The organism is Pseudomonas neuropathica (assembly GCF_015461835.1).
Taxonomy (GTDB): Bacteria; Pseudomonadota; Gammaproteobacteria; order Pseudomonadales; family Pseudomonadaceae; genus Aquipseudomonas; species Aquipseudomonas neuropathica.
This window is the reverse complement of record NZ_JACOPX010000007.1, coordinates 328,932-349,811: the sequence shown is the minus strand read 5'-3', so window position 1 is coordinate 349,811 and position 20,880 is coordinate 328,932. Positions and strand designations below refer to the sequence as shown.

Genomic DNA, 20,880 nt, shown 5'->3' with positions numbered 1-20,880 from the left:
TTCCCTCTCAAGAAATCAGTTTTTCCAGATCATCGAGGGATAGACGTTTGAGGGCCTCCAGGGATTTAGCCAATTCATCCTGAACGGGCGACATTTCGACGCGCAGAGCCTCGATTCGCGCGCAGAACGCCTTGAGGGTATCGGTTTCGAACAGCTCCTTGAGCGGCACCTTGTCGCCCAGACGTTCCTTGATCCGGGTCACCACCAGCGTGGCCAGCAACGAATGCCCGCCGAGCTGGAAGAAATTGTCCGCGAGGCCCACCTGCTCGACCTCCAGCACCTCCTGCCAGATCGTCGCCACCTCCCACTGCAAATCGCTTTGTGGCGCCTGATAGTGCTGCTGCGTCGGGCCGTCGCCCAAGGCCATCAGCGCCTTGCGATCGAGCTTGCCGTTGGGGGTCAGCGGGATGGCGTCGATCAGGTGCAAGTGGCCCGGCACCATGTGCGCCGGCAAGCGACTGGCCAGCGCATTGCGCAAGCGTTCCGCCAACACCGTTTGATCGACCACTGCCTGCGCCACCACGTAGGCATGCAGGTGCTTGCCGGCGGCACCGTCCTGCGCGAGCACCACGGCTTCACGGATCTCATCCTGCTCCAGCAGCCGCGCTTCGATTTCGCTGAGTTCGATACGGAAGCCGCGAATCTTCACCTGATGGTCGGCCCGGCCGATGTACTCGATGTTGTCGTCGTGGCCCTGGCGCACCAGATCGCCAGTGCGGTACAGGCGCTCGCCGTTGCTGGCGTACGGGTTCGGCACAAAGCGCTCGGCGGTCAGTGCCGCGCGCAGCAGATAACCCCGGGTGACACCGGCACCGCCCAGATACAACTCGGCAGGCACGCCACTCGGCAGCACTTGCAACTGGCTGTCGAGCAGATAGGCCACGGTGTTCGGCAACGGCCGGCCGATGTTGGCCTGCCCCTGGGGTGTGCGCAGGGTGAAGGTCGAATAGGTGGTGTCTTCCGACGGCCCGTAGAGGTCGTAAACCTGCTGCACCGACGTGCTCGCGTACAACGTGTCGACCAGGCTCTGCTTGAGCGGCTCGCCGGCCAGATTGATGGTCGCGACCGAATGCGGAATCTGCCCGGCCCGTTGCAGCGCGGCAATCGCCGACGGCACCGTGTTGATCAGGGTGACCTGTTCGCGGGCCGGCAAATCGGCCAGCGCCAGCGCGTTATCCGCCAGCACCAGACAGCCACCGCAAGCCAGGGTGACGAAAATCTCCCAGACCGACAGGTCGAAGCAGATCGATGTCGACGCCAGCACGCCACGCAACTGTTCTTCGCGATAGACCCCGGCCGACCACTGAATCAGCGCCGACAGGTTGCCGTGGGTGATGGCTACGCCTTTCGGTTTGCCGGTGGAACCGGAGGTGTAGATGACGTACGCCAGATTCTGCGCAGTGACATTCGCCTGCGGTGCGCTGGCCGGAAACGCGTTCAACGCACCCTCCTCCAGCAACAGCACTTGCGCACTCAAGTTTTCAGGCAACAGCGTCAGCGCGGCCGGCTCGGTGATCAGCACAGCGGCGCGGCTGTCGTCGAGCATGTGCAGCAAGCGTTCCTGCGGGTAGTCCGGATCCAGCGGCACATACGCGCCACCGGCCTTGAGAATGGCCAACAACGCCACGAGCATATCCGGCGTGCGTCGCATGCACACGCCGACGCGCACCTCCGGCCCGACGCCCAGTGCCTGCAGCTTGTGCGCCAGACGATTGGCCCGAGCATCGAAGCGTTGGTAATCGATCTGTTGTTCGGCGAACAGCACCGCGAGCGCTTGCGGTTGGCGCTGCACTTGCGCGGCGAGGTGTTCCAGCACCGTACGCGCGTCCGTGGCCGTGACGTCGGCCTTGCCCCAAGCGATGGCTTGTTGACGCTGCGGTTCGGCGAGCAATTGCAACGCACCCAGCGGTTGTGAGGCATCGGCGAGGAACTGCGTCAGCAGGCTCTCCAGTTGCGCGCTCAAACCGCTGATTGCGGCTGCATCGAAACTGGCCCGGTCGTAACTGAGCCCCAGGCTCAGTTCACGCCCGGTGACCGCCACCAGCGTCAACGGGTAGTTGGTCTGTTCCTGACGACGAATCGCCGAGAACGTCAGACCGGTGGCCGGGCCCTGTTGCAGCGCTTCGGCCATCGGATAGTTTTCGAACACCAGAATGCTGTCGAACAACGCGCCGTTACCGGCACCGGCCCTACGCTGAATGTCGTAGAGCGGCGTGTGCTCGTGTTCGCGCAGGGCCAGATTGACGTCCTGCACCTGTTGCAGCCACTGGCTGACGGCGATCTCGGCGGACGGCGCCGCGACCACCGGCAAGGTGTTGATGAACAGACCGATCTGCTGCTCGACACCCGGCAAATCCGTCGGACGCCCGGCAACCGTGGCGCCGAATGCCACATGGTCCTGCCCGGTATAACGCTGCAACAGCACCAGCCACGCCGCTTGCACCAAGGTGTTGAGGGTGACTTTCTGCTCGCGGGCGAAGCGGTTCAAGTCCGCCGTCAAGGTTTCGCTGAATACATGCTCGTGATCGGCGTAACCGCTGGCCGCGTGCTGCCCGCCCGACAAGGCACTGGCCAGACGCGTCGGTTCGTCAAGATCCGCGAGAGCCTTCGTCCAGAAATCACGGCTGGCCTGCTGATCGCGCTGACCCAGCCATTCGATGTAATCGCGATAACGCCCCTGCCCGGCCACCGGGGTCATGCCGGCATACCGCTGCAGCACTTCGCCGAACAACTGCGAGGTGCTCCAGCCGTCCATGAGGATGTGATGGCAGGTGTAGATCAGGTGATGCGTGGCCTCGTCGGTGCGCACCAGCGTCACCCGCAACAGCGGCGCGCCGGTCAGGTCGAAACCGTTGGCCAAGTCCTCGCCGGCCAGTTGCTCCAGCGCCGCGCCGAGGTCAGCACGATCACGCCAGTCCTGCACGCGCCATGGCATCTGCGCACTCTGACGCACCACTTGTACTGCGGCGGCAGCGTCTTGTGGCCAGACAAATGCCGTGCGCAGGATCTCGTGGGCATCAACGGTTTGCTGCCACGCTAGACGGAAGCGCTCGGCGTCGAGTTGTTGCACATCGACGCGCAATTGATTGGTGTACGCCGGACTGTCCGGATCGTTGACGCTGTGGAACAGAATGCCCTGCTGCATCGGCGACAGCGGATAGAGGTCGACGATGTCGCGGGCCGGGATCGGCAGCGCCGAGAGCTGTGCCTGGGTCAGCGTTGCCAGACTGAAGTCCGACGGCGTCACAGCCACCTCGCCACTGTCGCAGCAATGTTCGATCAAACGCTCAAGCTCGCGACGATAGGCTTCGGCCAGCGCCTCGACGGTTTCTGCGCGATACATGCCGCTGCCGAAGGTCCAGGTCAATTCCAGCTCACCGCCGTAGACCTGACCGTCAACACTCAGCCAGTTACCCAGCGGCGCGGCCGCGTCCTGATTGGCGCCGGTGCTTTCGCCGCTCGGCACGAACAGCGCACCCGCGTCGGCGTTGAACGCGCCGTCGAACTGGCCGAGGTAGTTGAAGGTCACGCACGGCTGCGGCAATCCTTGCAACTCGGCGGATTGGCTCAGATAACGCAGCACACCAAATCCGATGCCTTTGCCCGGCACCGCCCGCAGTTGTTCCTTGATCGCGCACAGCGACGCACCCGGCGTCGATTCAGGGGTCAGGCGCACCGGGAACAGGCTGCTGAACCAGCCCACGGTGCGGCTCAGGTCGATGTCGTCGAACAGATCTTCGCGACCATGACCTTCGAGCTGAATCAGTACCGAAGGCTGTTCGTTCCAGTCACACAACACCCGCGCCAGCGCCGTCAGCAACAGGTCGTTGATCTGCGTGCGATACGCCGCTGGCGCCACTTTCAGCAGCTTATGGGTCAGCGCCTGACTCAAGCGCGTGCTGGCCCGGGCCGCTTGTGCGCGGGTCTGGGTGTCCTGCGGGAAATCCCGTGGCAGTTGCGCGTCGCCCGCCGCCAGGGTTTGCCGCCAGTAGGCGCTCTCAGCGGCCAGCGCTGCGCTTTGCCCGTAACGGTGCAAATGCTCGGCCCAGCTGTGCAGCGAGCTGCTTTTGCCCGGCAAGACCAGCGGCGTGCCCGCCGCCAGCGCAGTGTAAGCGTGCTGCAGATCTTCCAGCAGAATGCGCCACGACACACCGTCGACCACCAGGTGATGGATAACCAGCAACAGGCGTTGCTCAGCATTCGGCAGATTCACCAACACCGCCCGCACCAAGTGCCCTTGGTGCAGATTCAGACTGCGCTGGGCGTCGTCGGCGAGTGCCGGCAAAGCGTCCAGGCTGTCCAGCTCACGCACCCACAACAGCTGCGGATCACGCTGGGGCTGCGGCATTGCCTGCCACACGTCGGCGGACGCCTGGAAGCTCAGCGCCAATGCGTCGTGCTGTTCGATCAGCGCGGCCAGCGCTGTGCGCAGATGCGCGGCGTCGAGCGGTGTGGTCGGCTGCAACATCACCGACTGGTTCCAGTGCTGACGCTGGGCAATCGGGGTTGCGAAGAAACGTGCCTGAATCGGCAACAACGGCAACGGTCCGCGAGCGGCAGGTGCCGCAGCCGCGACGGCTTTGGCTTCGATCAACTTGGCCACCGCTGCCAGTTGGCCGATGGTCTGTTTTTCGAACAGTTGCTTGGGGCTCAGCTTGATGCCCTGGCGTTTGGCCCGGGCAATGATCTGCAGGCTGAGGATCGAGTCACCGCCCAGTTCGAAGAAGTTGTCGCTGCTGCCCACGCGTTCAAGCTTGAGCACATCGGCCCAGATCGCCGCGAGTTTTTCTTCGACTTCACCCACTGGCGCGACGAAGTGCTGAGTGACCACGCCCGGCACCGGCAAGGCACGTTTGTCGAGCTTGCCGTTGGCCGTCAGTGGCAATGTTTCCAATAGCACAATCTGCGCCGGCACCATGTAATCCGGCAGGCACGCCTGCAATTGCTCGCGCAGCGCCTGCGCTTGCAAGGTCCGCCCCGCCGCCGGCACACACCACGCGACCAGTTGCAGACGCGTCGGGTCGTCATCCAGTGAAAGCGCCAGCACCGCCGCTTCACTGATGCCGTCGAGGCCCAGCAACACCCGCGCGACTTCCGCCGGCTCCACGCGATAACCGCGCACCTTGACCTGATCGTCGGCGCGGCCGATGAACTCCACCGTTTGCTGACGATTGCGGCGTACCCGGTCACCACTGCGATACACCCGCGCACCCGGCGCGCCAAACGGATCGGGCAGGAAGCGCTCGGCCGTCAGCCCCGGCTGATTCAGGTAGCCCAGCGCCACGCTGTCACCACCGATATACAACTCGCCAGCCACCTGATCGGCGACGTTATTCAGCACATCGTCGAGCACGTAAACGTGAGCGCCGGCCAGCGCGCTACCGACCGGTACGCTGCGCGTCAGGGTCAGATCACCGACTTCATGGGCCAGTACGCCCACCGTGGTTTCGCTCGGCCCGTAGTGGTTGATGAGGCGGCAGCCCGGTTTGAGCTGGCGCACGCGCTCGACCAGCGCCAGCGAGCACGCTTCACCGCCGACAATCAACGCGTGTTCCGGCAGCACGTCGGGAGCCCGCGCGGCCTGCAACAACGCGGCCAGATGGCCGGGAACGATTTTCAGCATGCCCACTTGATGCGCGGCCATGTACTCGGCAAAGCGGTCCGGATCGAAGCCCAATTCTTCCGGCAAGACATGCAACAAGCGCCCGGAACACAGCGCCCCGAACAGCACGGTAAAACCCAGATCCGCAGCAATGGTCGAGACCAGCGCCATGCTGCTGTCCGCCGTCGGCGCCATCCGCTCCAGCACACCGCGCACATAACTGCCCAGCGCACCGTGGCTGACCAGTACGCCTTTCGGTTGCCCGGTGGAACCGGAGGTGTGAATCACGTACGCCGGTGATTGCGCGCACAGCGTCACGGCTGGGCACGTGTCCGGCATTGACTGCCACTGCAACGCTGCAAAGGCGATGCCCTGACAGCCATCGACCGCCAGCGCGCAGACACGCGCATCGTCTTCGGCGCACAACAGCAGCCGTGCTTTCGCAGCGCCGAGCATCTGCTGCAAACGTGCGTCCGGCGCCTTGACGTCGAGCGGCATGTACACCGCGCCGGCCTTGAAGATCGCCAGCACACAGGTCAGCCAGTCCAGCGAACGCTCCATCAGCACTGCCACCGGCTGGCCGTCGCGCACGCCTTGGGCGCGCAAATGATGGGCCAGTCGATTGGCCGCCTGATCCAGCGCCTGAAAACTCAAGGCCTGATTCAGGTCGCGCGCGGCCAGTGCTTCGGGCTGGCGCGCGACTTCACGATCCCAGTGCTGCAACACCAGCAACGCCGGATTTGCAGGTGCGTTCAGCGTGGCCGGCGCGAGCGTGGCGATGCTGTGAAGTGGCGCTTGCGGTGCTTCCAGCAACGCGCTGAACAAACCGAGCAACGCCGGTACGAAAGCTTCGACGGTTTCCGGGCGATAGAGATCGCTGGCATAAGTCATCTGGCCGTGAATCAGCGTGCCGTCATCGGTAATGTCCAGCGCCAGATCGAAGTGGGTGCCGTCCTTGTCCAGCGGATATTCGGCAACCGTCAGCCCTGGCAGAGCCATCGCGCGCTGTTTCTGCATACCGACGTTCTGGTTGAACTTGGCCTGGAACAGCGGGTTGTGGCCGAGGGTGCGTTCAGCCACCAACTCGTCCACCAGTTGCTCGAACGGCAACTCCTGATGCGCCTGCGCGCCGAATGCGGCTTCGCGCACCCGCGCCAGCAAATCCTCGAAACTGCCGCGCTCATCCACCTCGCAACGCAGCACTTGGGTGTTGACGAAAAAGCCGATCAGCCCTTCGACTTCAGCACGACCACGGTTAGCATTTGGCACGCCGACGCGAATGTCGCGCTGCCCGGCCTGCCGCGACAGAAACAACGAGAACCCGGCCAGCACCAGCATGAACAGGCTGATGCCCTGACTGCGGGCAAAGGCATTGAGCTGCAGGGACAGCGGCGCACCGAAATCAAAACTCAGCGTCTGACCTTCGAAGCTTTGCGTCAGTGGCCGGGCAAAGTCCGGTGCCACTTCCAGCAGCGGATGCTCTTCACCCAATTGCTGACGCCAGTAATCGAGTTGACGCTCGCCCTCACCGGCTTCCAGCCAGCGCCGTTGCCAGATCGCGTAGTCAGCGTATTGCAGCGCCAGCGCCGGCAATTGCGGTTCGCGTTCGAGGCTGAAGGCCTGATAGCACTGGACGAATTCCTTGACCATCACGTCCATCGACCAGCCGTCAGAGACGATGTGGTGCATGCTCACCACCAGCACGAATTCCTCGTCGGCCAAGGCAAACAAACTCGCGCGCAGCAGCGGCCCGTGGCGCAAATCGAATGGTCGTGCGGTGACGGCCTGCACCTGTTGCGCCAACGCTTGCTCGCGTTCTGCTGTCGGCAAGTCCGTCAGGTCGATGCGCTCCACGACCAGCGGTTGCTGTGCAAGGATCACCTGATGCGGCTGATCACCGTCAGTCTGGAACACCGTGCGCAGGACTTCATGGCGCGCCACCAGATGATCGAACGAACGCTGCAGTGCCACTTCGTCCAGACGCCCGCTCAGGCGCAGGCCGGCGGCCATGTTGTAGGCAGCGCTTTGCGGTTCGAGTTGCCAGAGAAACAGCAGGCGCTGCTGAGCGAACGACAACGGAATCGGTGCGACATCGTGACGACTGACCGGCAGCGGCAACAGGCTGAAGTCCTTGCCATCTTCGCGCAGCTTGGCCAGAAACAGCCGACGCTGTTCCAGCGGCAAGCCGACGAACCTCTTCGCGATACGTTCCGCCATGGTGCCGCTCATACTTCTTCTCCTTCCAAAGCATTCATGAACTGATCCATGTCGGACCAGTCGTCGTTCGTTGCGCCGTCAGCCAGTTGCGCCAGCACGGCGGCCAGATCGGTCAGCAGCGGTTTCTCGAACAGGCTGCGCAGTGGCAGCACCACGCCCAATTGAGTGTTGATGCGCGCGATCACCTGCGCCGCCAGCAACGAATGGCCGCCCAGTTCAAAGAAGTGATCATCCAGACCGACCCGTGCCACTTGCAGGACCTCTGCCCAGATCTGCGCCAATTGTTGTTCGGTGACTGTTTGCGGCGGGCGATAGTCGCCTTGCAGTTGACTCGGATCCGGTGCCGGCAAGGCCTTGCGATCGAGTTTGCCGCTGGGTGTCAGCGGCAGGTTCGCCAGCAACAGCAAGTGGCCCGGCACCATGTAGTCCGGCAAATGGGCTTGCAGGGCAGCGCGAATTTGCTGACGGAACGCCGCTTGCGTCGCGGCGTTTTCGAGCGTGGCCTGATCGGCGACTACGTAGGCCACCAGTTGCTGGCCGCCGCTGAGCGGCACCGCCAGCACCACGGCTTCGCGAACGCCAGGGCATTGCTGCAGGCGCGATTCGATTTCGCCAAGCTCGATGCGGAAACCGCGAATCTTCACTTGATGATCGACCCGGCCGATGTACTCCACCGCGCCATCAGCACGCAGCCGCGCGCGGTCGCCAGTGCGGTACAGGCGCTGGCCATCGGCAAACGGGTCGGCGATAAAACGCTCGGCGCTGAGCATCGGCTGACGGTGATAACCCCGCGCCAGGCCCGGACCACCGATGTACAACTCGCCCACCGCGCCTTGCGGCAGCAAGTTCAAATCATCGTCCAGCACGTATAAACGGCGCGCATCGAGACCGTGGCCGATCGGGATTCCGCGCCACGACACGGCGTCCGCCGTCAGCGCCGTGCAGTCGTGAATGCTCGACACCACCGTGGCTTCGGTCGGCCCGTAGGTATTGAGCAAGCGCACATGGCCCAAACCGGCCTGTTGCCACAGGCGCAAACCGTCCACCGCCATCGCCTCGCCACCGACGTGAATCTGCCGCAGCGCACCGAAGCCGCTCGGTGGATGAGCGGCATATTCCTGCACCAGCCAATACCAATAAGCGGCCGGCAAGTCGGCCAGGGTGATGCCGTGATCGACAATCACTTGATGCAACGCCGCGCTGTCCCACAACCGCGCATCGCGCAGGACGACTGCGGCGCCGTGACACAGCGGCGGGAAAAACTGCTCGACAAAGCCGTCGAAGCTGCTGGTGGCGAACTGCAGAACGCGATCGCCTTCGCGCAGATCGCTGTAATCAATGGCACGGGCGATAAACTCGCTCAGCGCGCCGTGGCTGACCGCGACGCCTTTCGGCCGCCCGGTGGAACCGGAGGTGTAAATCACATAGGCGAGGTTTTGTGCGGCGACTGTCACCGGCAGATTGTCGGCCTGATCAGTGTCGGCCAGTTGCTCCAGGCACAGGCAATCGACGTCATCCAGATCCGGCAGGCTGGCGAGGCTTTCGCGATCGGTCAGCAACAGTTTCAAGCCACTGTCATCAAGCACATGGCGCAAACGTTCGGCCGGGGTTTGCGGATCCAGCGGCACGTAGGCGCCGCCGGCCTTGAGCACCGCCAGCAATGCCACCGCCAGTTCCAGCGAGCGCCCCAGCGCCACGCCGACCAGCACGTCAGGGCCGACACCGCGAGCGCGCAACTGATGGGCCAGACGATTACTGCGGGTGTTCAACTCGGCATAGCTGAGTGCCGGCGACGGTTCGCTCGCCAGAATCACTGCCGATGCCTGTGGCGTGCGCGCTACTTGCGCTTCGAACAGGCTCTGCACGCTGGCGAACTCAGGTTCTGCTGCGGTGGCCTGAATCAGTTGTGCACGTTCCGCCTCCGCCAGCAGTTCGACTTCGCCGACGACTTGCTGCGGATCGCGACACACGGACGCGAGGATGTTGCGCCAATGCCCGGCCATCGCGGCGATGGTCGCGGCATCAAAAATATCGGTGGCGTAGGTGAAGGCCGCGAACAACTGCTCGCCCTCCTCACGGGTGTCGAGCATCAGGTCGCTGGTGGCGGCATGTTGGCGACCGCTGCCGGCCAATTGCTCCTCAGTCAAATAGCCCACCTGCAAACCGGACTCCAGTTGCACATCGTGCAAGTCGGTCACCAGCGGCTGGTGGTTGAACATCACCTGAAACAGCGGGTTGTGGCTTTGGCTGCGCGCCGGTTGCAAGGCTTCGATCAAGGCATCGAACGGCAGATCCTGATGAACCTGAGCACCGAGCGCGGCCTGACGCAGGTTCTGCAACAGATCGGCAAAACGGGTTTGTGCGGTGACTTCACTGCGCAGGATCTGCGTGTTGACGAAGAAGCCGATCAGCCCTTCGGTTTCGCTGCGCGTGCGGTTGGCAATCAACCCGCCGACGCGGATGTCGGTCTGGCCGCTGTAGCGATGCAACAGCGTTTTGAACGCCGCCAACAGCACCACGAACAGCGTCACGCCCTGACGCTGCGCGAGGCTTTTCAGCTCTTGGCGCAGCGCTGCGTCGATCACCGTTTCCAGACGCGCGCCCTGATGGCTGGATTGCGCCGGATAGGCACGATCGGTCGGCAGCTCAAGCAGCGGATGCTCGTCGCCCAATTGTGCACGCCAGTAATCCAGCTGACGCTCGCGCTCTCCGGCCTCCAGCCAACTGCGTTGCCACAGGGCGTAATCGCGGTAGTGCACGGTGAGTGCCGGCAACGACGGCTCGCGCCCCGCCACCAGAGCATCGTAAGTGCGCATGAATTCATCGATGAGAATGTTCATCGACCAGCCATCAGCGATGATGTGGTGCAAGGTCAGCAGCAACACATGCTCCTGCTCGGCCAGACGCAACAGGCGCAGGCTGAGCAGCGGACCGTTCTCGAGATCGAAGGCCTGAGCGGCCTCAGCCCTCATGTGCTGTTGCACCAGCGGCCAGCGCTGGGCCTCGGGCAATGCGCTGAGATCGGTGATCGGCAGTTTCAACGGCTGCGGTTCGGCGACGCGCTGAAACGCGCGCTCACCTTCCTGACCGAAGGTGGTGCGCAAGCACTCGTGCCGCGCCGCCAGCAGACCGAACGCCTGCTCCAGCGCCTGTGCTTGCAGATCGCCCGTCAGGCGCACCGCCATCGGCAAGTTGTAGGCAGCACTGTGCGGGTCCAGTTGCCAAAGAAACCACATCCGCTGCTGGGCGTACGAAAGCCCGTCTCGCGCGGCGATTCCGTCACAGGCAGTCATGGGAAGCTGCGCAAAATCGATGCCCTCACGGGCCATGCCGGCGAGGAACAAACGGCGTTTGTCCTGTGGCAGTTCGATAAAACGACGGGCTAGTTTCTGGGCGTCTGCGGCATTCATGCATGGGGTCCTTGCTGATCGGCGGCGTGACCAGGAGACCCGGTCGTATCAACAAGAACGAATGACAAACGCGATGATTTAGCGCGCTGGCGCAACAGCGGCTCGACGCTAGGCACACAAAGGCCGAAGCCGGTACGAGACCGGCTTCGGCTGCTTTACCACCAAGTGTGGGGATGGCTCAGAGCGGACCCTGTGAATGCCCTTCCGCCATGGCGACAATCACTTTGCGCGGCCCCTCGAAAGGCGAACGCGCGTGCGCCGAGAGCATGTTGTCGAGCATCAGCACATCGCCCTCCTGCCAGGGAAAGCTGATCGCGCACTCATCGAGCACCGCGCGAATCTGCGCCAGCACTTCGTCTTCAATGGCCGAGCCATCGCCGTAATAGACGTTACGCGGCAAATCTTCCTCGTCGACGATATCGAGCAGGCTTTCGCGCACTTCCGCTTGCAGGTTGGAAATATGGAACAGGTGCGCCTGATTGAACCAGACGTTGTCGCCGGTCACAGGATGCACCGCCACCGCCTGACAAGTCTGGCGAGTACGCAACTCACCGTCGTCCTTCCATTCGCAGACAATGCCGTGGGCCTTGCAGTAGGCCTCGACGACCTCGCGATCGTCGGTGTTGAACACGTCTTCCCAAGCCACATCCAAGCCGTTGCCGAAGTTGCGCACATACATCAGCCCTTTGCTGACGAAGCGCTCGCGAATCGCCAACGGAATGCGCCGATAAACTTCACGGCTGTCGGCAATCGGCGTCTCGCCGCCGGACTTGGCTGCGATCATGCTGTAGAACCAGATCTTCATCGGCCAGTCGCGGGAATAAGCCTGCTCGTTGTGCAGCGGAATGCTCTGGTGCGCCGGGTATTCGGTCGAGGTGTACACGCCCTGCGTCACGTTGGTGCGCGGCGTCGAACCGAATTCATAGTTCAACAACGGATGGCCAAAACTGGCCGCAAACTGCCGGAACTGTTCGGCACCGTTCAGACGGAAGCCGCGAAACAGCACCCCGCCGTCGCGCAGCAGATGCTCGTCCACCAGTTCTTTCAATTCATCGAACACCGCCAACAGGTCAGTGTCCGCATCGGTCGCTTCCACCAACAACGGCAAGCGCCCCCGTTGCGGCAGCAGTGGCCGAACGGAAAATCCCACAGCAACAGCCATGACTGGCCTCCTGTAATCACTCGATAGGTGAACCGCGCGCTAAAACGCCGGTGCCGTAGCCTGCGCATGACGGCGGTGATGGACTTCCAGATGGGTCTTGATCGTGCGGATGACCCGGGCTTCGTGTTCATGAATGAAGAAATGCCCACCGGTCATCATGTCCACGGAAAAACTGCCCAGGGTTTCCTTGCTCCAGCCGATCAGTTGCTCGGTGGTCGCGCGGTCTTCCTTGCCGCCCAGCACGTGCACCGGGCAATTGAGCAAGGGACGCTGCGCCGGCGTGAAGCGCCCGCACATCATGAAGTCGGCGCGCAGCACCGGCAGGGTCAGGCTCATCAGTTCTTTGTTGGCCAGCACTTCTTCGCTGGTGCCCTGGAAGGTGCGCAGCTGCTCGATCAATTCTTCATCGCTGCGCGCATCGGCAAAGCCGCGATCGTAGTCACTGCGCATCGTCGGCGCAGCAGTACCGGAAGCGAACAACGCCACCGGTTCCGGTACTCCGAGTTCGCGAAAGGCATGCGCCATCTCGCACGCCAGCAGCGCGCCGAGGCTATGCCCGAACAGTGCATAAGGCGCCTGCAAGCCAGCCTTGTGCTCGCGGGCCAGTTGCCGGGCCAGCGCACGCATATCGATTTGCAGGGGTTCGTCGAAACGGGCACCGCGCCCGGGCAGCTCCACCGGTTGCAAGTGCAGCCACGATGGCAGTTGGCGCCGCCAGCGGCTGTAGACCATGGCGCTGGCGCCCGAATAGGGCAGGCACAGCAGTGTCAGCTTTGTCACCGCGTTTACCTCAATAGGGTTATCTGTAAAAGAGAACGGATGAGATAGCGCGGGAATTAGTCGGTTAGCCGATCACTTCAGATGACGGAAACTCTGCACCGCCGATGCGAGGACTACTGCCCCGGCAGCAATCGCCAACCAAAAGCCGCTGCGTGCGCCGAAAGCATCGACCAGCGCGCCCGAACCAGCGGCGCCAATGGCAACGCCGATACTCAAACCAGTGACCAGCCAGGTCAGCCCTTCGGTGAGCTTGGCCGGGGGCACAATGCGTTCGACCAGTGCCATCGCGACAATCAAGGTTGGCGCGAAGAACAGGCCGGCAATGAATACTGCCAGCGCGAGGCCGATAATATTGCTCGCCAGCAACAGTGGCAGCGTCGTCACTGCCGTCGCCACCCCGCCATACAGAAACAATTGCGGCAACGGCAGTTTCGAGCGCATCGCCCCAAACGCAATCCCGGCCAGACACGAACCGATGGCATACACCGACAGCACAATGCTCGCCGCCGCCGGTTGCCCCTGTTGCTGAGCGAACGCGACGCTGACGACATCGACCACACCGACGATCACGCCCATGGCGATCATTAACGCCAGCAACAGCTGAATGTCGGTCGAACCAATGATTGAGCCGTGGTGCTCGCAGGCGTGCGGATGCACCGGCGGCTCGGTGCTGCGCTGAGCGACAAACGCCGTCACGCCGATCGCCAGCGCCAACAGCGCCGCCAGCGGCCCGGCCTCGGGGAACACCGCCACGCACAAGCCCACCGACAGCGGCGGACCGACAATAAAGCAGACTTCATCCAGTACCGACTCCAGCGCGTACGCCGTCTGCAGTTGTGGCTGGCCGCGATAGATTTCCGTCCAGCGCGCCCGCACCATCGCCGACATGCTCGGCATGCACCCGGCCAGCGCGGCGAAGACGAACAGCGTCCAGGTCGGTGCCTGCAAACGCGTGCACAGCAGCAACATCAACAGCGCCCCGCCGCCGATCAATGCCGAGACCGGCAGAATCCGCCCCTGACCGAAGCGATCAACCAGCCGCGAAACCTGTGGCGCACAGAACGCCGTTGCCAGCGCGAACGTCGCCGCCACCGCACCGGCTAACGCATACCCACCCTTCAACTGCGAAAGCATGGTGATCACGCCGATACCGGTCATGGAGATCGGCATGCGCGCGATCATTCCGGCCAGCACAAAATTGCGTGCACCGGGGGCGTTGAACAATTCGCGGTAGGGGTTTGCCATGGACTGCAGCCTCATCAAGGGCCGCCAAGTTGCCATAGGGTCGGGTGTCGGGGAAGCGCGGAATTGTTGGTGGAATGTGAAGGCCTTGCAGATCAAAAGATCATAGCGTGCCGCAGCTCCTACTGGAGATCACATTCCATGTAGGAGCTGCGGCACGCTGCGATCTTTTGATCTTCGAGCTGAACTCTCACCGCTCGCCACCAGTCAGCTAAATAAGCCCTCACTCAAGGCACGCCACCGCATGCACATCTCCCTCACCGGACAAACAGCCCTGATCACCGGCGCCAGTTCCGGCATCGGTCACGCGTGTGCCAAAGCCCTGGCCGCAGCCGGCGCCGCAGTAGTCATCAACTACAACCGCCAGGCAGAACCAGCCGAGACACTGGCCCGACAGATCATTGCCGATGGTGGCCAAGCCATCGCCATCCGCGCCGACGTATCAAAGGAAGACGAGGTTGAACGGCTGTTCGCCGAAACCCTCGACACCTTCGGTTCGCTGGACATTCTGGTGGCCAACTCGGGTATGCAAAAAGACGCCGCCGCTGTGGATATGTCGCTGGACGACTGGAACGCAGTGATCGGCGTCAACCTCACCGGGCAGTTCCTCTGCGCCCGTGCTGCCCTGCGGATTTTCAATCGCCAGGGCGTTCGTGAAGGCGTGTCCCGCGCGGCTGGCAAGATCATCCACATGAGTTCGGTGCACCAGCGCATTCCCTGGGCCGGGCACGTCAATTACGCCGCGTCCAAGGGTGGTGTCGATCAACTGATGCAGACCCTTGCACAGGAAGTCAGCCACCAACGCATTCGCATCAACGGCATCGCGCCGGGGGCGATTCGCACGGCGATCAACAAAGACGCCACCGAAGGCGCTGCCGGCGAAAAGCTGCTTGATCTGATTCCCTACGGGCGCATCGGCGACGCGGAAGACGTCGCCAACGCCGTGGTCTTTCTCGCCTCGGATGCCGCCGATTACATCGTTGGCACCACCCTGTTCATCGACGGCGGCATGAGCCTCTATCCGGAGTTTCGCGGCAATGGCTGAGCATCACCTGGAACGACAAAGCCCGATCGACGCCCACGGCATCATCGGCGACATGCGCAGTGCAGCACTGGTCAACGACCGTGGCAGTGTGGATTTTTTCTGCTGGCCGGAATTCGACAGCCCGTCGATTTTCTGTTCGTTGCTGGACACCCCGGACGCGGGGATTTTCCAGTTGGCGCCGGACTTGCCCGACGCGCGCCGCGAGCAGATCTATCTGCCGGACACCAATGTTCTGCAAACCCGCTGGCTGAGTGAGCGGGCGGTGGTGGAAGTCACCGATCTGCTGCCTATCGGAGACAGTGACGACACTCTGCCGCTACTGATGCGGCGGGTTCGCGTAGTGAGCGGCTCGGCGACTTTCACGATGCGCTGCGCCGTGCGCCACGATTACGCCCGAGCCGACACCCGAGCCGAGATGGATCAACAAGACGTGACGTTCAGCGCTGCTGGCCAACCGTCACTGCGCCTGGCTTCGGACCAGCCGATGCAGATCGACGCGCAAGCGGCGGTGGCGCAATTCACGCTCAAGCAAAATGAAACGGCGGCGTTCATGCTCGGTGCCACCGATGATCCACGATTCGCCGAAGGCGCCGGACACTTGTGCATGGAACGCACCCTGAAGTTCTGGCGCGACTGGATCGGTCAGTCGATTTATCGCGGGCGCTGGCGGGAAATGGTCAACCGTTCGGCCCTTGCGTTGAAACTGCTGACGTCGCGCAAACACGGCGCGATTCTCGCCGCCGCGACCTTCGGCCTGCCGGAAACGCCTGGCGGCGAACGCAACTGGGACTACCGCTACACATGGATCCGCGACGCCTCGTTCACGGTGTACGCGTTCATGCGCCTGGGCTTTGTCGGCGAAGCCAATGCCTATATGGGCTGGCTGCGCGGACGGGTCAGCGATTGCCACGGGCAACCGGTGAAACTGAATATTCTGTACGCCATCGACGGACAACAGGAATTGCCGGAAACCGAACTTGATCACCTGTCGGGACACGGCGGCGCGAAACCGGTGCGCATCGGCAATGGCGCGTACGACCAGATCCAGCTCGACATCTTCGGCGAGCTGATGGACGCGGTGTATCTGGTCAACAAATACGGCGACGCAATTTCCCACGAGGGCTGGAAACATGTGCGTGAAGTGGTCGATCAAGTCTGTGAAACGTGGCAGACCGCCGATGTCGGCATTTGGGAAATGCGCGGTGAGCAGCATCACTTCCTGCACTCGCGGCTGATGTGCTGGGTGGCGCTGGACCGGGCGATTCGCCTGGCCTCGAAACGCTCGTTACCGGCACCGTTTGCGCAATGGGACTCGACCCGGCAGGCGATCTACGCCGACATCTGGGACAACTTCTGGAATGAGGAGCGCGGGCATTTCGTCCAGTACAAGGGCGGTACGGCGCTGGATGGCTCGATGTTGTTGATGCCGCTGGTGCGTTTCGTCAGCGCCAAGGATCCGCGCTGGCTGTCGACCCTTGCGGCCATCGAAAAGACCTTGGTGCGCGACGGCATGGTTTATCGCTATCGCAATGACGACAGCAATATCGATGGCCTGGCCGGCACTGAAGGCGCCTTCGCCGCGTGTTCGTTCTGGTACGTCGAATGCCTGGCTCGCGCGGGGCAGGTTGAAAAAGCCCATCTGGAGTTTGAGCAATTGCTGCGCTATGCCAATCCGCTGGGTCTCTACGCCGAAGAGTTCGACGCCCATGGCCGGCACTTGGGTAATACCCCGCAAGCCTTGACGCATCTGGCGTTGATCAGTGCGGCGAGTTTTCTCGACCGCAAGCTGAGTGGGGAAAAGAGTTACTGGCAGCCGTAATTGTCACCAAAGGCTGTAGGAAATAGTCTGCATCAACAGCCAATTGTAGGACTGACACCTACGCAAAAGCAGGCTCACTCCCACCCCCTATGGCGAGGGAGCTTGCTCCCGCCGGGGCGCGAAGCGGCCCTGAAACCTGCCTCCCCAATCCTACCGAAGCACCGGGTTGCCTGACTTTGCGCCTGCTGCGCAGCCGAGCGGGAGCAAGCTCCCTCAGCACAGTTTTCAACTGCCGTAAGACTACAAATGGTCAACATCCCCTGAACCGTGCCTGCCCTGCAACTCGCAGTCACACCCGGAAATACCCTGTTGCCAGCTGTTACATCCACCCCTACCATCCACCGCAACGGGCACAGCGGAGCTGTCCAATAAAACCCGAATTCAAGGAACCAGAATGTCCCAGCACGTCCAGCGCACCATCGACACGCCGCTTCGCAGCGGCCTGACCCGCACCCAACTCTGGGAAGCCGCGGACAAAGGCCTGATCAAGTGCTGGGAAATCGGCCGCCAGCGCGCCACCCGCTTCCCCGACCTCGCGCAAAAATGTCTCGCCGGCGAACTGCCCGTGCTCGGCTGGAAAGGTGGCGTGAGCCGCAGCCTGAAGAAAAACGAGAAGTATGGCTCGCTGAAGTATCTGGCGCAGTGGCAAGGCTTGCGCGGTGAGGATCTGGATATTGATTTGAGTGCAGAACGTGCGCTGACGTGTTCGCGGACGAAGATGCGGGTGACGTTTACCCCGGATCGGACGAAGTATTTCAATCAGGTGGCGGAAGCTGAGGTTTGATTCAAGGCATCACCGGTTCTGCTCCAGCCTTGACCGAAAACCGCTCCCGATAAGCCTGCGGCGTCACCCCGATAGCCCGCAGGAAACTTCGGCGCAATGTCTCTTCACTGCCAAAACCGCAATTGGCGGCGATGCGTTTGACCGGCAAACCGGTGTCACTGAGCAAGCGCCGGGCGGTTTCGACGCGAATCAATTCGATCGCCCGCGCCGGAGTCTGGCCGGTGTCGGCGCGGTAGTGGCGGACGAAACTGCGTTCGCTCATACCGGCTTGTTCTGCGAGGGTCGGGATACCGAGGTCGCAGGTGAGGTTTTCGGCGATCCACGCGTGCAGTTCATCAAAGCGATTGCCCTGATTCTGCAAGGACAAGGTCACGCTGAACTGCGATTGCCCGCCCGGGCGCTTGAGAAACACCACCAGATGCCGGGCGACATCCAGGGCGATGTCGCTGCCCAGATCCTCTTCAATCATGGCCAAGGCCAGATCGATGCCGGCCGTAACCCCCGCCGAGGTCCACACCGGGCCGTCATTGATGAAAATCGGATTGGCCTCGACGTGCAGATTCGGATGTTGCTGCGCCAGTTGTTCGCATCGCGTCCAGTGGGTGACCACGCGGCGACCGTCGAGCCAGCCGCTGGCGGCGAGCAGAAATGCGCCGGTACATACCGAAGCCACGCGCCGGCATTTGCCGGCATGCTCGCGCACCCAATCCACCAACAGCACATCTTCGGCCGCCGGATAAATGCCCCAGCCACCGGCGATGATCAACGTGTCGCTGGGCAGTTGCGGCAACGGCTCGGCCAACACCGCCAACCCCGCCGACGACATCACCGCCCCGCCGCCGCTGGCAATCACGCTCGGCGCATAGGGGATCGGCAAGCCGCGCTGACGGGCGATGTCGTTGGCCGAGGCGAACACCTGCAATGGGCCGGTGACGTCGAGGATCTGCATGTTGGCAAACGCGAGTACGTGGATGGCTTTGGGCATTTGGCGTAATTCGTGGGGTGATTGGCGTATGCGCCAGAACCTACGCGCCTACAGTGAAGCCGTCCAGCCCTTTTCATGGAGTAAGAACGATGACGTTGCAGATCGGTTTTCTGTTGTTTCCGCAGGTTCAGCAACTCGACCTGACCGGGCCGTATGACGTGCTCGCCTCGCTGCCGGGCGTGCAGGTGCACTTGATCTGGAAAGATCTGATGCCGGTCACCGCCAGCACCGGACTGCTGCTGAAACCGACCACCACGTTTGAGGATTGCCCGGATCTGGATGTGATCTGTGTGCCCGGTGGCGGCGGTGTTGGGCCATTGATGGAAGACGAGCAGACGCTGGACTTCATCAAGCGCCAGGCCCTACAGGCGAAGTACGTGACATCGGTGTGCACCGGCTCGCTGGTGCTCGGCGCGGCGGGTCTGCTGCAAGGCAAACGGGCGACCACGCATTGGGCGTATCACGATCTGCTGCCGACGCTGGGCGCGATCGCGGTGAAAGATCGGGTGGTGCGTGACGGCAATCTGTTTACCGGCGGCGGGATCACAGCGGGGATCGATTTTGCCTTGGTGCTGGCGGAAGAGTTGGTGGGGGCCGACGCGGCGCAACTGATTCAGTTGCAATTGGAGTATGCCCCGGCACCGCCGTTCAACGCGGGCAGCCCGGAGACTGCGCCGAGTGCGATTGTCGATGAAGCACGATTGCGCGCCGCGCCATCGCTGAAGCTGCGCACGGAAATCACCGAGCGTGCGGCAGCGAAACTCAACTTGCGTTGATCCCACGCCAAACGCAAAACCCTGTAGGAGTGAGCCTGCTCGCGATAGCGGTGGATCAGCCAACATCTGCGTTGAATGACACACCGCTATCGCGAGCAGGCTCACTCCTACAGTTGATCGGGGGTTGCCGCAGGTTCGCGCACTGTCCCGGTTTGCCACCACACCTTCACTTGTCCCCACGCCCCCACCCGTGTAGAAAGCCCTTCCACAAATTTGCACAGGGACTTTCGATGAAGGCTTTGCCATGGCTCTATCTGGCGCTTCTCAGCCTCGGTTACGGATGGGCGCTGAGTTACGGCCACCTCGGCGGGCTGGCGCTGATCTCCATTGGGCTGCTGGTGTTCGCAGGTTTCGCCGTGCATCTGCAGAAAGTGCCGGTCGCACGTTTTCTCGGCCATGGCCTGTTCATCGTGCTGGCCGTGGCGTTGGCATTGCACTGGCTACCGGGCTTCGCCAACGGTCGCGCCATTGATCCGCAACGCTTCACCGACAACGCCGTGCCGTTCGCGATGTACCTGAACCTCGACAAACCGCTGGTTGGCTTCTGGTTGTTGCTGGTCTGCCCGTGGATTGTCGGGCGACGTTCATTGCGCCTGAGCGTCTACGCCACCGCCCTCGCCCTGACGCTGAGCGCGGTTCTTGCCCTTGGCGGCGCGCTGTTGCTGGGCGTGATCGCCTGGGCACCGAAGTGGCCTGATCAAGCGTGGCTGTGGGTGCTGAACAATCTGCTGCTGGTGACCTTGGTCGAGGAAGCGCTGTTTCGCGGCTATATACAGGGCGGCCTCAGTCAGCGTTTCAAAAATCTGCCCTACGGTGAAAATCTCGCCCTGCTGGTGGCCTCTTTGCTGTTTGGACTGGTGCATGCCGGCGCAGGCTGGACGTGGGTGTTGCTGGCGGGTCTGGCGGGTGTCGGCTATGGTCTGGCCTACCGTTTTGGCGGACTCGGCGCGGCGATCGCCACGCATTTCGGGCTGAACCTGCTGCATTTTGGTTTGTTCACTTATCCGATGCTCGCCGGCTGAAGCAAGCGCCGTTTTGCGACGCCGTGCTGATTATTG

General features: G+C 62.6%; 11 protein-coding genes. 5 read left to right on the top strand and 6 right to left on the bottom strand.

Annotated features, from left to right (window positions below; genetic code table 11):
- Window positions 1-7: 7 nt before the first annotated feature.
- From H8F23_RS12715 to H8F23_RS12695, 5 genes are all read right to left on the bottom strand, one after another.
- Window positions 8-7,831 (bottom strand): non-ribosomal peptide synthetase, encoded by a 7,824-nt coding sequence (locus tag H8F23_RS12715; protein ID WP_194934587.1) that lies wholly within the window; start codon window positions 7,829-7,831, stop codon window positions 8-10.
- Window positions 7,828-11,229, bottom strand: a complete 3,402-nt coding sequence (locus H8F23_RS12710; RefSeq protein ID WP_194934586.1) for a non-ribosomal peptide synthetase — start codon at window positions 11,227-11,229, stop codon at window positions 7,828-7,830. Before H8F23_RS12710 ends, H8F23_RS12715 begins: the two co-directional genes overlap by 4 nt.
- Before the next feature lie 178 nt (window positions 11,230-11,407).
- Window positions 11,408-12,391, bottom strand: coding sequence for a TauD/TfdA family dioxygenase (locus H8F23_RS12705; protein WP_099758494.1), 984 nt, complete (start codon window positions 12,389-12,391; stop codon window positions 11,408-11,410).
- Window positions 12,392-12,430: 39 nt separating this feature from the next.
- Window positions 12,431-13,171, bottom strand: coding sequence for a thioesterase II family protein (locus H8F23_RS12700; RefSeq protein ID WP_194934585.1), 741 nt, complete (start codon window positions 13,169-13,171; stop codon window positions 12,431-12,433).
- Window positions 13,172-13,243: 72 nt separating this feature from the next.
- The gene (locus H8F23_RS12695; RefSeq protein WP_194934584.1) at window positions 13,244-14,416 is read right to left on the bottom strand and encodes an MFS transporter; all 1,173 of its coding nucleotides are present in this window, start codon (window positions 14,414-14,416) and stop codon (window positions 13,244-13,246) included.
- Between the two features lie 241 nt (window positions 14,417-14,657).
- Between H8F23_RS12695 and H8F23_RS12690 the strand changes: the two genes are divergently transcribed.
- The 3 genes from H8F23_RS12690 to H8F23_RS12680 all read left to right on the top strand — a co-directional run bounded on the left by H8F23_RS12690 (window position 14,658) and on the right by H8F23_RS12680 (window position 18,061).
- On the top strand, window positions 14,658-15,458 hold the full coding sequence (locus H8F23_RS12690) for a glucose 1-dehydrogenase (protein ID WP_194934583.1): 801 nt from the start codon (window positions 14,658-14,660) through the stop codon (window positions 15,456-15,458).
- On the top strand, window positions 15,451-17,277 hold the full coding sequence (locus H8F23_RS12685; RefSeq protein ID WP_194934582.1) for a glycoside hydrolase family 15 protein: 1,827 nt from the start codon (window positions 15,451-15,453) through the stop codon (window positions 17,275-17,277). Before H8F23_RS12690 ends, H8F23_RS12685 begins: the two co-directional genes overlap by 8 nt.
- A 394-nt stretch (window positions 17,278-17,671) precedes the next feature.
- Window positions 17,672-18,061 (top strand): hypothetical protein, encoded by a 390-nt coding sequence (locus H8F23_RS12680; protein ID WP_194934581.1) that lies wholly within the window; start codon window positions 17,672-17,674, stop codon window positions 18,059-18,061.
- Window position 18,062: 1 nt separating this feature from the next.
- Here the strand turns inward: H8F23_RS12680 and H8F23_RS12675 are convergent, their stop codons facing one another.
- Window positions 18,063-19,046, bottom strand: coding sequence for a GlxA family transcriptional regulator (locus H8F23_RS12675; protein ID WP_194934580.1), 984 nt, complete (start codon window positions 19,044-19,046; stop codon window positions 18,063-18,065).
- 89 nt (window positions 19,047-19,135) lie between these two features.
- Between H8F23_RS12675 and inhA the strand changes: the two genes are divergently transcribed.
- Both inhA and H8F23_RS12665 read left to right on the top strand, forming a co-directional pair.
- Window positions 19,136-19,822 (top strand): isonitrile hydratase, encoded by a 687-nt coding sequence (inhA, locus tag H8F23_RS12670; protein WP_194934579.1) that lies wholly within the window; start codon window positions 19,136-19,138, stop codon window positions 19,820-19,822.
- Between the two features lie 230 nt (window positions 19,823-20,052).
- A complete protein-coding gene (locus H8F23_RS12665) occupies window positions 20,053-20,844 on the top strand; it encodes a CPBP family intramembrane glutamic endopeptidase (protein WP_194934578.1) in 792 nt (263 codons plus the stop codon).
- Window positions 20,845-20,880: the final 36 nt, after the last annotated feature.

Coding starts and splice junctions, on each gene's coding strand:
- H8F23_RS12680 (WP_194934581.1), top strand. CDS start 17,672: ATGTCCCAGCACGTCCAGCGCACCATCGACACGCCGCTTCGCAGCGGC.
- H8F23_RS12705 (WP_099758494.1), bottom strand. CDS start 12,391: ATGGCTGTTGCTGTGGGATTTTCCGTTCGGCCACTGCTGCCGCAACGG.
- H8F23_RS12685 (WP_194934582.1), top strand. CDS start 15,451: ATGGCTGAGCATCACCTGGAACGACAAAGCCCGATCGACGCCCACGGC.
- H8F23_RS12675 (WP_194934580.1), bottom strand. CDS start 19,046: ATGCCCAAAGCCATCCACGTACTCGCGTTTGCCAACATGCAGATCCTC.
- H8F23_RS12665 (WP_194934578.1), top strand. CDS start 20,053: ATGAAGGCTTTGCCATGGCTCTATCTGGCGCTTCTCAGCCTCGGTTAC.
- H8F23_RS12715 (WP_194934587.1), bottom strand. CDS start 7,831: ATGAGCGGCACCATGGCGGAACGTATCGCGAAGAGGTTCGTCGGCTTG.
- H8F23_RS12690 (WP_194934583.1), top strand. CDS start 14,658: ATGCACATCTCCCTCACCGGACAAACAGCCCTGATCACCGGCGCCAGT.
- inhA (WP_194934579.1), top strand. CDS start 19,136: ATGACGTTGCAGATCGGTTTTCTGTTGTTTCCGCAGGTTCAGCAACTC.
- H8F23_RS12710 (WP_194934586.1), bottom strand. CDS start 11,229: ATGAATGCCGCAGACGCCCAGAAACTAGCCCGTCGTTTTATCGAACTG.
- H8F23_RS12695 (WP_194934584.1), bottom strand. CDS start 14,416: ATGGCAAACCCCTACCGCGAATTGTTCAACGCCCCCGGTGCACGCAAT.